This is a genomic window from Nitrosomonas ureae, assembly GCF_900206265.1.
Lineage (GTDB): Bacteria > Pseudomonadota > Gammaproteobacteria > Burkholderiales > Nitrosomonadaceae > Nitrosomonas > Nitrosomonas ureae_C.
On sequence record NZ_LT907782.1, the window covers coordinates 1,879,383 to 1,893,763 of the forward strand.

At 46.4% G+C, this 14,381-nt stretch carries 10 protein-coding genes; 3 read left to right on the top strand and 7 right to left on the bottom strand.

The features are described from left to right. Window positions 1-6: 6 nt before the first annotated feature. The 6 genes from CPG39_RS08760 to tadA form a co-directional block, all read right to left on the bottom strand. Window positions 7-2,112, bottom strand: a complete 2,106-nt coding sequence (locus CPG39_RS08760; protein WP_096292945.1) for a methyl-accepting chemotaxis protein — start codon at window positions 2,110-2,112, stop codon at window positions 7-9. A 306-nt stretch (window positions 2,113-2,418) separates the two neighbouring features. Further along, window positions 2,419-3,930 carry a threonine ammonia-lyase, biosynthetic gene (ilvA, locus tag CPG39_RS08765; protein WP_096292946.1) on the bottom strand — a complete coding sequence of 504 codons (1,512 nt, stop codon included), beginning with the start codon at window positions 3,928-3,930 and terminating at the stop codon, window positions 2,419-2,421. A 176-nt stretch (window positions 3,931-4,106) separates the two neighbouring features. Further along, complete coding sequence (locus tag CPG39_RS08770) at window positions 4,107-6,989, bottom strand: EAL domain-containing protein (protein ID WP_096292947.1); 2,883 nt, start codon at window positions 6,987-6,989, stop codon at window positions 4,107-4,109. Continuing rightward, entirely contained in the window at window positions 6,986-8,647 is a 1,662-nt protein-coding gene (locus CPG39_RS08775) for a FecR domain-containing protein (protein WP_096292948.1), read from the bottom strand. Before CPG39_RS08775 ends, CPG39_RS08770 begins: the two co-directional genes overlap by 4 nt. Window positions 8,648-8,705: 58 nt before the next feature. Beyond that, entirely contained in the window at window positions 8,706-9,185 is a 480-nt protein-coding gene (locus CPG39_RS08780) for a L,D-transpeptidase (protein ID WP_096292949.1), read from the bottom strand. Further along, window positions 9,175-9,633 carry a tRNA adenosine(34) deaminase TadA gene (tadA, locus tag CPG39_RS08785; protein WP_096292950.1) on the bottom strand — a complete coding sequence of 153 codons (459 nt, stop codon included), beginning with the start codon at window positions 9,631-9,633 and terminating at the stop codon, window positions 9,175-9,177. The genes CPG39_RS08780 and tadA overlap by 11 nt, the downstream gene beginning before the upstream one ends. A 160-nt stretch (window positions 9,634-9,793) precedes the next feature. Between tadA and prmB the strand changes: the two genes are divergently transcribed. The 3 genes from prmB to CPG39_RS08795 all read left to right on the top strand — a co-directional run bounded on the left by prmB (window position 9,794) and on the right by CPG39_RS08795 (window position 12,476). Then, a complete protein-coding gene (prmB, locus tag CPG39_RS08790; RefSeq protein ID WP_096292951.1) occupies window positions 9,794-10,690 on the top strand; it encodes a 50S ribosomal protein L3 N(5)-glutamine methyltransferase in 897 nt (298 codons plus the stop codon). Between the two features lie 266 nt (window positions 10,691-10,956). Continuing rightward, the gene (locus tag CPG39_RS14895) at window positions 10,957-11,082 is read left to right on the top strand and encodes a hypothetical protein (protein WP_269457618.1); all 126 of its coding nucleotides are present in this window, start codon (window positions 10,957-10,959) and stop codon (window positions 11,080-11,082) included. Window positions 11,083-11,477: 395 nt separating this feature from the next. Beyond that, window positions 11,478-12,476 carry a sulfate ABC transporter substrate-binding protein gene (locus CPG39_RS08795; RefSeq protein WP_096292952.1) on the top strand — a complete coding sequence of 333 codons (999 nt, stop codon included), beginning with the start codon at window positions 11,478-11,480 and terminating at the stop codon, window positions 12,474-12,476. 145 nt (window positions 12,477-12,621) lie between these two features. Here CPG39_RS08795 and CPG39_RS08800 read toward each other — a convergent pair whose 3' ends face one another. Next, complete coding sequence (locus tag CPG39_RS08800; RefSeq protein WP_096292953.1) at window positions 12,622-14,379, bottom strand: GNAT family N-acyltransferase; 1,758 nt, start codon at window positions 14,377-14,379, stop codon at window positions 12,622-12,624. Between the last annotated feature and the right edge of the window lie 2 nt (window positions 14,380-14,381).

The window sequence follows — 14,381 nt, forward strand, 5'->3', positions numbered from 1 at the left end:
ATACCATCACACCTTGAAATTAGACACCGACGCTTTCAGCTCGGATGCAAAACCAGTAATCTGTTTAATCGATCCGGTGGTTTTCAGGGTTCCTTGGGTATTCTGACGGGTAATATGAAGAATTTCTTCCATATTGGCAACCACCTTGTGCGCTGCGCGAGTTTGCGTATTCGTCACATCAAAAATATTCGCCACTAATTGAGCAAGCCGCCCGGATACTTGTTCGATTTCCTCCAGGGCCCGTCCGGCTGCATCCGAGCGCGTTGTGCCTTTTGCCACCCCTAGCGTACTTCGCTCCATCGCAGCAATGGCATCCTGAGTATCACCCTGAATGGTGACAATCAATTCACCGATTTGTTTGCTGGCTTCCGCCGAACGCTCGGCAAGACGCTGCACTTCCTGGGCTATCACAGTAAATCCATGCCCCGCTTCGCCGGCTGCGGTCGCTTGCAATGCTGCATTCAAAGCCAGAACATTGGTTTGGTCCGTGATATCTGTGATTAACGCGACAATCTCGCCAATTTCCTGCGAACTCTCACCCAGGCGTTTGATTCGCTTCGAGGTATCCTGGATATAGGTGCGGATTTCATTCATCCCGGCAATCGATTCACGCACCGCCGAAGCGCCCTTCTCCGCCGTAGCCAGCGATTGTTTCGCCACTCGGGCAGACTCCGTCGCCATATCCGATATTTCGCTGATCGAGTCCGTCATACTTAAAACTGCAATCGTTGTTTGTTCGATTTTTTCCGTTTGATGTTGCGCCGCGGTCAATAATCCAGATGAAACCTGTTGCGCCTGATTGGATGCTCTCACCACTAGCGCACTGGCCTGATTAACCTGCTCTACCAGGGTATGCAGTTCCTCAATGGTGCAATTGATGGCATCGGCAATGGCGCCGGTTGTGTGATGAGTGATATCGGTGCGAACCGTCAAGTCGCCGTCGGCAATTCTTTTCATATCATCCAGTAAAGTCACAATGGCTTTTTGTGTTCTGACCACTTCGTTGCGGGTGGCCAAATCTTGATAGCGCGCATTCTGACGCACTACCCGGATAAAAAAGATCAAAGCAAGCGATGCACAGGCACCGAGTATTACCATCAGCGTATTTAACCACGAAATCGTATGCATGGTTTGCGCTCGAATCACATCGCCCAGCTCACGCGCACTATCCAACATATCATCGCTCTTACCGAGCATCTCATCTATAGCCGACTGCACCGTTGCGGCAGCAGAAATCTCTTTCTGAATCACGTGCAGGTGATCGTCGAATTTTCTTACCAGCGCATAAATGTGCGAAAGTAGATCCTGAATCATTTCATCCCGGCTGGAAGCTATGCCCAAGCCGTTATCGCCTTGACTTAACGCATGCGTGGTCGCCGAAATATGGGCATGATCCTGCGTCAATTGCGCGCTAACTTCCGCAAGCGGCAGTTCCATTGGCAATAGCGTTCTAATATTTCTTGCAACGTTGCGCGCATGCATTCTTATGACCTCGACCGTGCGAATTTCGTGGGATAGATTACCAATTTGCGCCATGCGGCTGATTAATTCCTCGCTACGTCGGTTAAGCTGACTATGTGCAATGTGGATCGCCCGGATACTGCTAATGAGCTGCAACAGCGATTCTTGCTGATTCAAAATCAGATGGATATTTCCTTCCTCAATTTGCCAGTTTCTAAGATACGCATCCAGGCTTGGCGATAATGCATCATCAACAGCCGAAATAGTCGTGCCCTGATACGAACCCCCTTGCGATAACAGCCTGATATATTGATTCAGTTGATTCCGGCTATCGTGCAATGGTGCAAAAGCTGAAATATTGCCGATGATTATTTGCTGGGCCGCATTTGATGAGCGTAAATGCTGCAATTGCAACTGTGAAACAAATTCGGGTTGCAACCTATTATTTCTGGCCTGCTGCACACTGACTATCAATGTAATCAACAGCAGTATAGTGAAAAACATTACGATGCCACCGAGTATCCAGCTATGGTTAAGCAAGGAAATTTTTTTCGGAATATTTTTCTTCGCCGGCAGCGATATAACCGGCAGCTTTTTCCCTATTGCAACGAGACTGGTTGTTAATCCAAGTTTAGAAAAATTGTTTTCCATTGTTTTCTCCGGCCTTAAGTTCGACTTGCCCGAATATTCAGGTACATTGGCGGCAAATTACATTCGGTATTGCCACTATCAGCTGCTAGCTTAACCGCGGGAGCAGGTGATCAAAAACAGAATAAGGGCTGAAAAATGGTGTCTTTTAGGAAAACTGAATTATTTGACGAACGCGAGAGCAAAACGGAGGGAGTAAAGACCAATGGGATCCATTCTAGTAATTAGCGAATTTTCAGGCACCGCCTAACGCTACGAAATTCCACAAACAGTAGTATTCGGCGAATGTCCGGGCCGCATCGTGCAGCACTAGGCGAGAAATAGTTTATACGCCGGATTTCTGGTTTCGTCCCAATAACGATAGCCCAATTGATCCAGAAAAGTCTTGAAGTCGGTTTTTTCTTCGGGAGGTACCTGAATGCCGATCAGCACGCGGCCATAGTCGGCACCATGATTACGGTAATGGAACAAGCTGATGTTCCAATTATGGCTCATGCTGTTCAGGAAATTCATCAGTGCGCCGGGACGATCGGGAAATTCGAAACGGTATAGAATCTCGTTCTTCACTTCGCGCGCACGCCCTCCGACCAAGTGCCGGATATGCAGTTTGGCCATTTCATTGGCGCTCAGATCTTCGGTCGCCAAACCGCTTTGCTTCAATTCACCGATCAGCTTCCGAGTTTCTTCTTGATTACGTACCGATACGCCGACAAAAATATGCGCCACTTTCGGATCGGCATAGCGGTAATTAAATTCGGTAATACTTTTGGCTCCGAGCAAATTACAGAACTTCTTGAAACTACCGGGCTGCTCCGGAATTGTCACGGACATAACCGCTTCACGCTGCTCACCAATTTCCGCACGTTCGGAAATATGTCGCAGACGGTCAAAATTCATATTGGCGCCGGATGCGATCGCCACCATAGTTTTATGCGTAATTTTTTCCCGTGCGGCATAGGCCTTGATACCGGCAATCGACAGCGCGCCGGATGGCTCCATAATCGTACGGGTATCTTCGAATACATCCTTGATCGCCGCACAGATGGCATCGGTATCAACCAATATTATCTCGTCAACCAGTTCGCGGCATAGACGAAAAGTTTCCTTACCCACATGCCGCACTGCCACGCCATCCGCAAACAGTCCTACCTGTGCCAATTTGACACGACGGCCGCTCTGCAATGAACGGTACATGGCATCAGCATCTACCGGCTCAACGCCGATGATCCTGATTTTTGGATACAAACGTTTCACATACGCGGCAATTCCAGCGATCAAACCGCCTCCGCCAATCGGCACAAAAATGGCATGAATCGCGCCCGTATGCTGGCGCAGAATTTCCATACCGATCGTTCCCTGTCCGGCTATAACATCCGGGTCATCATAGGGGTGAACAAATGTGGCTTGCTCTTCTTTGGCCAGTTGCATCGCATGGTCATACGCATCATGATAAGAATCACCATGCAATGCCACCGCAGCGCCTAAAGCCATGACCGCATGCACTTTGATTTGCGGCGTCGTCACCGGCATTACGATGGTTGCAGAACAATTGAGTTTCCTGGCAGCCAATGCCACCCCTTGCGCATGATTACCGGCGGAAGCGGCAATCACGCCACGATTGCGCACTGCAGGCGATAGTTTGATCATCTTGTTATACGCGCCGCGCAACTTAAAAGAGAAAACCTGCTGCAAGTCTTCCCGTTTCAACAACACCTGATTATGAAGGCGCGCGGATAAATTGGCGACAAGCTCCAGCGGGCTCTCGATGGCCACATCATAAACCTGCGCGGTCAGTATTCTTTCAAGGTAATTGTTTTTCATGACGGGAAGTGGGTAAATTCGGGCGTTATTTTAATCCGGAACCGGGAAAGGGATTTTATCACGATCACGGAGAACATAAATTTTGTTGCTCAGCGATCCATTATTAAAAACAAAGCTACTATTTCTGGCACTATATGGAACAGCTCTAAAAAATTCTTTCAATGCTATGAATAAGATTATTTCAAATTCACAACAGCGCATAATCGCTTTATCGAGGCTAAGCTCGACAAATCCGCTTCATTGATCAATTGTAGAATTGATTCGTAAGGCACCGGGCGGCTAAAAAAGTACCCCTGCTGTAAATGACAGTGATTCTCCAGCAAAATCCGAGCCTGCCGATCGGACTCAACGCCTTCAGCGACTATCATAAGTCCTAGGTTAACTCCCAGACCTATGATCGCCTGCGTAATAGTTAAATCGTTGATATTTTGATCAAGTGCGCGAATAAAGGATTTATCGATTTTCAGAATATCGATTGGTAATTCACGCAATAACGTAAGCGAAGAATAACCGGTACCAAAATCATCCAGTGCAATGAGAGCGCCCAGCGCTTTAATTTTCTGCAATATCACCGAAGCTTGTGCCATATCGCTTACGACAGCACTCTCAGTAATCTCGAGAATCAGTGAAGTAGCGGGTAACCTAGTCTCAGTCAAAACCCGGGAAAGCGCAGGCAGAAAATTTCCGTGCAGCAATTGACGCGGATGCACATTGACCGATACATGAATGGGTTTGTCGATCTGCATAAGCTTATGCGCCGCGATACACGCGGTCTTTAACACTTCTTTTCCTAACTGCTCCATTAACCCCACACTTTCAGCTAATGGAATAAAGTCACCAGGTGACAAGTATCCTCGCGTCGGATGAGGCCAACGAACCAGCGCCTCCATACGCACGATGTCTTGCTGACGGACATCAACAATAGGCTGGTATAGCACTTGTAAATGACCCTCATTTAAGGCAAGTCGCAACTCTTTCTCAAATTTAAGTCTATCTCGCGTCCAGGCGATAGAAGATTCCGCTGAGTAAAACCCGAAACTGTTGCCGCCCTCACTTTTAACGCGGCGCATGGCAGTGCCGGCTCGCTCCAGAACGGTCTCATTGCCTTCTCCCTCTCCAGAAAAGAAACTGATACCAATGCTCACGGTCACAAAAACCTCCTGACCGTACAGAAGAAATTGATGTTCGATCAAGCCCAAAGCTTCTTGAGCTCTTTGCGCAGCTGCCTCTTTATCTTGTAAATCACTAAATAAAAGAACAAACTCATCTCCTCCCCAACGGGCCAGGAAACTATTATTCGAAATTATGGAGCTAAGTCGCTGTGATGCCATTTTTAGCAACTCGTCACCGGCGCGATGGCCCAATGCATCATTAATTTTTTTAAAATTATCCAGACTCACAAAAAATACAGTAATAATTTTTCCGTATTTCTGCGGCAATGATGCCATTTCTTTAAATCGCGTTAGCAGTAATACACGGTTTGGCAAGTTGGTCAATGTATCGTAACTGGCTTGATAGGCCACTTGCTTTGTCAATTCAACGGTATCGGTGATATCAGCCAATGCAAATAAGAACCCCATCAATGCTTCATGCTCATCACGCAGCATATGGCGGGTAATCCGCACGGCACGCTTCTCTCCGCCAGGAGTCTTTAAATAGCACTGGATTGTGCCCATGCAGGGTGCGGGTATGGGAATTTCTAAATCTATAAACTCCGTAAAGGCAGTACTATCCTGCATCTTGCTAAGATGCATAAGCTTGAGTAACGAGACCCCTTGAGCTTGATTGAGAGTTACTCCAAGGATTCTCTCGGCACCTTTATTCATATAAATAATATGATTATGCGTATCAGTGGTTATAACACCATCCCCTACAGACTCCAGGGCGGCATTTGAGCCTGCTTTAGCCACAAAAAGCAATTGCATGAATTCATTGATGCGTTGCCAATTCAGCAAAGGATAAATCGCTATAGTTCCAGTCAACGCTGCGCCGGGTGGAAGCCAGATATGCAAAAACCGCAATACAATCCATATCGCACACAAACCGCAACTTATCAATGCAAGCAGTAAGGGTATGGTGATGTTTCGCTGAAAAATACCGAGCATAAATACAATAGCAAATACCCACGCCATAGAAATCAAGCTAATTGAATAATTAGGAATCGGAAGTATTGCGCGACCATGAAGCAGCATGGAGAGAACATTGGCGTGCCACTCAACACCACTCATCGGCTGCCGGTCAATCGGAGAAACAGGCGTTGCAAATCGCGTTCCGATACCGGCTGCCGTCATTCCAACCAGAATAAATTTGTTCCTGAGGCCGGCTAAAATTTGGTCATCCGATAATACCTGGGCGTAAGAAACGTGCTGAAAGCTTCCGGATTTTCCAATATAAGGAATCAGCACCTCCTGGGAACGCACCCAGCGGCCCCAGAATTTGATATCGTCATCAGAAAAGCTATTGATCGATATTGTATTTTGGTTAATCGAAGCAGCCAGTACAAGCGCAAATGCAGGCCATTCGGGTTCCTCGATTCCAGCTTTTAAGAAAATCCGCCGCGCTATACCATCGCTATCCAGCTCGATATCAACATGACCCAGCTTAGCATGTTGGCGATACATAGGAAGGGGTTCGACCAGGTAAACGTAATCTCTATTCTTATCATCTACCGGGACAATGGGGAGAATGACTTTACCATGGGACGCGATAGCCGACGCCAGGGAATGATCCGCATCAGGATTGTTAGTTTGTGGTTCCGAGAATATCAGATCAAATGCGACCGCAGGGTTATCAATACTTTCTAATCGCTTGATTAATTTGGCATGCACACTTCTTGACCAAGGCCAACGCCCTAGCGCCTTTATGCTTTCCTCATCAATGGCAACAATGACGATATCATCATCGGGGGGATAATGCTGTATGGTAGAAAGTTGATCGTATATAACTGCATCAATACGTTCCAAAACCGCAAAAAAGGACAATAACCCTACGCCTGTTATCAACAGGATCGCACGCAAAAAAAATGTGTTGCGAAACGCGTGGTCTACCCACTGCATCATAAAAGAAGATCAATCAGCGGTGCAAATGGTAACAACAACCAATAGGGATTAGCGTAAGGAATGTCGATTATTTGTGGTGGCCCCCATGGTCCTTCAAACCCATCGGCTTCGATCGTTTTGGTACGCAAAAAATACCGCCCCCCATCAGGTCGTGCCACTGTCAATTGAGTTGCCGGAGTTTTTTCATCGTATAAAATTTGATTAAACGTTTCATCGTGCGCGAGTTGAAAATGAAAACTTTGATCCTTGCCACCAGCTTGCCATACAAACGTCATTCGAGTTTTATCGAATTTTGTAGCCTCCATCGTGGGCCCTGGAAAGGGCATACGGAATGACATGACATCTGTAAACGGTCCGATGCCTTCAGCTGCCGAGACTGATGCAATACGCCAGAAATAATACCCTGGCGCCAAAGAATCAGCCAGTCGGAAAGTATTGCCCGTAATCGCTTTGTTATCAACAATAAATGTAGCAAAACCGGAGTCTTGACTAATCATAATATGGTAGTGTGCTGCTTCCGGCTGAATCGACCATTGGAACTCGCGCGAAAACGGATCGATCACACCCTCGGGTAATGGCGCAATGATAAAAGGCGGCTCCGGGCGAGCATTCAACGTGAAGGCTATCGTGGCATCATGCCCCTCAATACCGGCAGCATCAATGCCTCGAACCCGCAGCCAGTAATCACCGTCCGGGATATCGCCGTCACGGAAAGGCAGTTTGTTTGTAGTAAACTCAATCCACAGATTGTGGAAATTTTGATCACTGGCGATTTGAGCGCGATAAGTGACGGCACCTGCAAGCGGATCCAATGCAATCACCAGGGGTAAACGTTCATAAAGTACAGCGGTATTACTCAAATCAGGTGCAGGCAAAAGTTTTACGGGTGCCGTCGGCAGCCCTCCGAGTGCTGTGATCACTCCCAAACCCGCTGATACCGCAATTTTGTTTTTTTCACCCTCAACTTGCACCAGACCGGATAACACCTCACTGCTCGTACGCTCATCATCGGGTGTTATTCCGACACGAAAATCAGTGCCTCTCACGGAGCTGATGGCAGAAGGTGTTTTAATTCTAAAGCGGGTACCGATTCCTGGTTTTTCTTGGCGCACGGCATTCTCGGTTCGACCTTGTTGCAATTGAATAAGCGTATCTGCTGCCCCATAACCGCCGAGTACATTCATTTTGCGGATACGAATCTGGCTGTTTTCTTGCAACTGAAGCCGTGAATTATCCAAGAATTTGAGGATGGCAAAAGAGTCGTTCTCGCTACGAACTTCATCACCTTCGTTTAGCTGCATTCCTGTTTCAGCGGGAATCTCCGCAGCGTTTGCACGTTTTATCAGTATGCGGCCGCGCACATAAATCACTTGAGCGTTCACCCCACTCGTTTGTACTTTTGACCACGCAACGGGTATCTTGATTTTTGTGCCGGGAGGAATGGTATAGGCATCGGATATTTTATTGAGTTGCTGCAAACGAGCTACATACCGCGTACTAATCAAGTGCTGCTCGGAAATATTCCAGAGATTGTCTCCCGTCTTCACGGTGTAGATCCATTCATCCGCAACAACCCGAGTGGAAAACACAAGCAAACTGATTAATAAAAAAATGCAGCGAGCAAATCCGAATCTTTTCAGGATCAATCGAGATTCCATTTTTCCTCCCAATTGCCAATAGCTTATCCCGAATGTTAAGGGAAAATCAATTTATTCTCTATGCAATTATCTCAACCTGGGTTCCCGCGCTGACTTGATCAAACAATCCCACCAAATCACTATTGCGCATGCGGATACATCCGATGGATCCGGGCTTGCCCATCTCCACGCTATCCGGTGTGCCATGTATGTAGATATAACGGCGCATGGTATCCACCGAACCGAAGCGGTTAAAACCCGGCTCACAGCCGGATAACCACAAAATACGCGTCAAAATCCAATCGCGTTTAGGAAATTGCGCTGCGAGTTTCGGTGAATAAACTTCACCGGTTGGACGCCGCCTAATAAAAACCGTATTAACAGGCTGGTTAGCACCAATCTTGGCGCGAATAATATGTCTCCCCAGCGGTGTGCAGAAACTGCCATTTTCTTGACCTGTGCCGTTCTTGGCCGAGGAGATCAGGTATTGGTGGGTAATTTGTCCCTGCTCATCCCTTAAATCCATTTGTTGCCGAGCAATATAAATATTAATTTTCATGTACATTCCGTTGCGCTGCATGACGTCTTTGTGCAAAAAACTGCCTTAGCAATGTACCGGCTTCAGGTGCCATGATTCCGGCATCGACCAATAAATGATGATTCAATCGTGTTTCCGCAGGTAAATCCAAAACACTGCCGCAAGCACCGGTTTTGGGGTCTGCGGCAGCGTAGACCAGACGCTGGATCCGCGCGTGAAAAATTGCGCCGATGCACATGACACACGGCTCCAGTGTGACATACAGCACACAATCCAACAAACGGTAATTGGCCATATGGCCACCGGCATCGCGCATTGCCATGATTTCAGCATGCGCACTGGGATCGGCGGTAGAGATCGGGCGATTATAACCACGCCCGACTATGACGCCGTGCTGCACAACTACCGCGCCCACCGGCACTTCACCGCATTCTTGTGCTTGCAGCGCCAGCTCCAGAGCGGCTTGCATGAAATAATTATCTGTATCGGTATTCTTCAATCGAGTGCATTCAAAATAATTAACCAGTGTGGTTCCTTCACATCACCTTTTTTATGCTACATTGCAGCCCTCAATCCATAGTATTCACCATTCTCGTTGTTTCAACATGACTACTTAACTCTTACTACTCATGATTACCCAAGCTCAATCGCAACTGCAAACCATCCGCGATTTATTACGCTTCGCAGTCAGTCAATTCAACAAAAGCGGTCTGCATTTTGGCCATGGATCGGCGAATGCGTATGATGAAGCGGCGTATCTTATTCTGAAAAGCCTATATTTGCCACTGGATCAGCTGGAACCGTTTTTGGATGCACGTGTCACGGCAGATGAATGCAAACACGTCCTGAAAATAATCGACTCCCGTGTCAAAGACAGAATTCCAGCAGCTTATTTGATGCATGAAGCCTGGCTTGGGGAATACAGTTTTTATGTCGATGAGCGCGTCATCATTCCTCGTTCTTTCATTGCTGAATTATTACCAACACAACTATCTCCATGGATCATGGATCCCGATGCTGTTGCCACCGCACTTGACCTCTGCACCGGCTCTGGCTGTCTCGCGATTTTAATGGCGCATAGTTTCCCCAATGCCGCGCTTGATGCTGCCGACATTTCCGCTCAGGCACTGGCCGTAGCGCACAAAAATGTACAGGATTACGGATTGCAAGAGCGAATCACTCTAATTGAATCCAATCTGTTCTCAGCGTTGCAGGAAAAGCGCTACGACCTGATTATCAGCAATCCGCCCTACGTCAACGCTGCATCAATGGCGCAATTACCTCAGGAATATCGGTATGAGCCGGAAAATGCGCTTGCCAGTGGTACAGACGGCCTGGATGCAACGCGCCAGATTCTGCAACATGCTGTCCGGTATTTGACTGACGACGGAATCCTGGTAGTTGAGATCGGGCATAACCGGGAAGCATTGGAACAGGCTTTCCCAGAATTGCCGTTTACTTGGTTGGAAACCAGTGCAGGAGACGAGTTTGTATTTTTGTTGCAGCGTGACCAGCTATCCCTGTAACCAAGATATTACAGCCCCATCTGCTGAGTTAATGCACTCATTAAGAATAAAATAACCCAGCATTTTTCACGTCCTGCTCCGTGCAGATGAATGAGAAGCAGATTTTTGCCAGGCTGATGCTTTCATTCTTATAAATTTTTCTGGACAAGGCTATTCGATTCTGGTATTAAGAAAGCGGTCTTTCTCGTTTTATTTTTGAATGGCCGAGGAGCTGTTTCACTTAACTCATATATCATAGGTCTTTAATTTTATAGGAGATAATTAACATGAAATACTCTCTATTAATTGCTGCTACTATTTTTGCATTCTTTTTAGCCGGATGCGGTGATCCGAAGCCAGGCCAATATCCACCAAGCCTCTATGATGGCAGTAAGCAAGGGGATTCTCAGTAAATTGTCATTACAGGGAATGTTTTTGCGATTGATACAACAGCAAAATGAATTTAACGACATAACAAACTGTTAAGTTTTATTTGCTGATGTATAGGGCCTGGAATTTACACCAGGCCCTATAATCACGAAATTCTTTAAATACTTCCGTTTATAAAAAACTCGATTATTTTTTGTGCTTAATCCGATACCGATATACCTACAACAGGATGGAAAGAAAATCCATACCAGTCTGATCGACTTACCCACAGCTGCATAGTATGCTACGCACTTATTTAGTCCGGTCTTTTTCTACCAGCACAGCTGGTCACTTTTTAACCGATATCTAACAGCAATACCGGCAAATACCCTGAGTCAATCTGTTATAAATTTTTGCAATTTGTGTGTGAGGAACAATCATGAACATCAAAACACGGCTAACCATAAGTTTCTTGGCAGCGGGCTTTCTGATCAGTAATATCGCATTGGCAGAAAAAATCTTACTCAATGTTTCTTACGATCCGACTCGGGAGTTATATCAAGAATTTAATCAGGCATTTGCTCGGCACTGGCAAGCAAAAACCAATGAAACCATCACGATCAAGCAATCTCACGGCGGTTCCGGCAAACAAGCCCGCTCCGTTATTGAAGGATTGGAAGCGGATATCGTATCTTTGGCTTTAGCCAATGATATCAACGCAATCGCAGAAAAAACCCAGTTATTACCGGAAGATTGGCAAAAACGCCTAAGTTATAACAGTACACCCTTTACGTCGACCATCATTTTTCTGGTACGCAAAGGTAATCCGAAGGGAATTAAGGATTGGGCAGACCTGGCACATCCTGATGTATCGATTATTACACCAAACCCAAAAACATCCGGGGGAGCGCAATGGAACTATCTGGCAGCTTGGGAATATGGCAAAAGACACTATGGCGAAGATAAAGCGAAAGATTTCGTCAGCACTATTTATCGGAATGTTGCAGTATTGGATTCCAGCACACGGGGTTCCACCGCTTCGTTTGTAGAACGTGAAACCGGAGACGTTTTGATCTCCTGGGAAAATGAAGCTTTTCAAGTACTGAAAGAATACGGCGCGGAAAAATTTGAAATTGTCATCCCCTCTCTGAGTATTCTCGCTGAACCCACTGTGGCATTAATTGACAAAATTGTCGATAAAAAAGGTACACGGGATGCTGCCGAAGCCTATCTCCAATACCTCTATTCAGATGCAGGGCAAGAAATCGCTGCCAAGCATTTTTTCAGGCCCACCGATGCCAGAGTCGCTGAAAAATATGCAGCACAGTTTCCCAAAATAGAATTGTTCAATATTAATAATGCCTTTGGCGACTGGAAGTCGACACACAAAACTCATTTCTCCGATGGCGGTACATTTGATCAAATCTATTTGCAGTAGCTACGATCTTTAATCAACAATAATGCCGGTGCTTATCTTGCTAAAAACATCAACTGTAATGGCTACATTCATATTCCGGAACTTAATGAATCCATGATCCGGTCTATGCTCAAGAAGCTTTATTCAATAAGAGGCTTGTGCAGGATCAGGCAGAATGAAGATTTTGCACAACTCCGGCATGGCTTTCGATATAGCGCTGATGTTTCTTTTGCTTAATGGCATCAATATGCATCAGAATTAGGGCATCCACACAATTTGAAAATTTCGGGTCGATATTAAACCCCAGAAACTCGCAACCGCCCGGCTCGCACAGCTCCACATACTGTTTATACAAAACCGGAATTTTCACCCCGAGTGCGTCCATTTTCTCTTTGAACCTTACATATGCCTGCTTATATTCCACTTCGTTTGCAACCTGTCTGAATGGCGCAAAATCAACTACCGTATCAAATTCAAATGACAGCCTGGGCAGTGCAAGCTGCTTATCATTGCCAAAAAGCTCTGTATAGAAACTGGCAATCATTTTTTGCGCAGGCTGCGGTAGAGCGATACTCATCGAAACCGGTCCAACCAGATAGCGAATCTCCGGATGCTGATACAGATAAGCGCCAACGCCGTACCAGAGATAATCCAGACTGCGTTTTCCCTGATATCTGGGTTGGATGAAACTGCGCCCTAACTCGATCGCCTGTTCGAGATAAGGCATTAAAATCGGGTTAAATTCAAACAGGCTATGCGTATACAACCCGGTTTCGCCCTGCGCTTTAAGAATCTGCGCCGCTTCACCGATGCGATAAGAGCCAATGATTTCTAGTTCGTCTTCATCCCACAGGATCAAGTGGCGGTAATAACGGTCATAACTATCGATATCCAACGCATTGCCGGTACCTTCCTGTACCTGGCGGAACGATAACTCACGCAATCGCCCGATTTCCCGCATCACGCTGGAGTTAGGCATGTAATCAAACAAATAAATATGTTTACCATCCTGAGTTTTGCCAATCAGTTGCGATGCTTTCAACTCCTTCCGGATCAATTTGGTGCGGACAGGATGGATGATATTTTCGACCGGCTTGAATAATTCCTTTTTCTTCTTTTTCCCGAGCCAATAGACTTGTTTGCGCATCAGCTTTGCCGCCGCTTTCTTGGACAAATTCATCGCCGCAATCGATTCCCAAGGAATCGGCTTGCCGATACGGAACAAAATCTCACCACCTTTTTTATTGAACATCTCATTGACCAGCATCATCGTCCCGAGGGGTTTGTAAATGCTGGATAGGCCGTAAAAAAGAGTGGAATTCTTCCCACCGATATGCACTGGCACAATGGGTGCCTTGGTTTTCCTGGCTAAAGACAAAAATACGGTGTTCCATCTGCCATCACGAACCCCCAGCGGAGAAATGCGCGACACTTCTCCGGTTGGAAACAAGATCACCGCCTGCTCAGATTCCAAAGCCTCGATGATCTGACCCATGCTATCGCGATGAGTGGTGGATTGAGACAAATTATCCACGGACAGAAACAAGCTTTGCAGCGGATCAATGCAATTTAGCAAGGTCGTTGCAATGATTTTTACATCGGTACGAATCTCCGATACCAACTTCAACAGCGCCAGTCCATCTAAAGAACCCAGCGGATGATTGGCAACGATCAACACCCGGCGTTGATCCGGAATACGCGCACGATCCTTGCTGGATACCTGAAACGAAAAATTAAAATGCTCCAGCACCGCATCGTTAAACTCCAATCCTTCCAAATGCCGGTGTGTAGCAATAAAACGATTGATCTCTTCCTGATGCAACAGTCTCTTCAGTATTGAAGAAGCGGCTTTCATCAGTGGTTTATCATTGATCTCATTCACATGCTGAAAATAGTCTTTCAGTATTGCATCCACATCCAGCATAA

Coding starts and splice junctions, on each gene's coding strand:
- CPG39_RS08760 (WP_096292945.1), bottom strand. CDS start 2,112: ATGGAAAACAATTTTTCTAAACTTGGATTAACAACCAGTCTCGTTGCA.
- ilvA (WP_096292946.1), bottom strand. CDS start 3,930: ATGAAAAACAATTACCTTGAAAGAATACTGACCGCGCAGGTTTATGAT.
- CPG39_RS08770 (WP_096292947.1), bottom strand. CDS start 6,989: ATGATGCAGTGGGTAGACCACGCGTTTCGCAACACATTTTTTTTGCGT.
- CPG39_RS08775 (WP_096292948.1), bottom strand. CDS start 8,647: ATGGAATCTCGATTGATCCTGAAAAGATTCGGATTTGCTCGCTGCATT.
- CPG39_RS08780 (WP_096292949.1), bottom strand. CDS start 9,185: ATGAAAATTAATATTTATATTGCTCGGCAACAAATGGATTTAAGGGAT.
- tadA (WP_096292950.1), bottom strand. CDS start 9,633: ATGCAAGCCGCTCTGGAGCTGGCGCTGCAAGCACAAGAATGCGGTGAA.
- prmB (WP_096292951.1), top strand. CDS start 9,794: ATGATTACCCAAGCTCAATCGCAACTGCAAACCATCCGCGATTTATTA.
- CPG39_RS14895 (WP_269457618.1), top strand. CDS start 10,957: ATGAAATACTCTCTATTAATTGCTGCTACTATTTTTGCATTCTTTTTA.
- CPG39_RS08795 (WP_096292952.1), top strand. CDS start 11,478: ATGAACATCAAAACACGGCTAACCATAAGTTTCTTGGCAGCGGGCTTT.
- CPG39_RS08800 (WP_096292953.1), bottom strand. CDS start 14,379: ATGCTGGATGTGGATGCAATACTGAAAGACTATTTTCAGCATGTGAAT.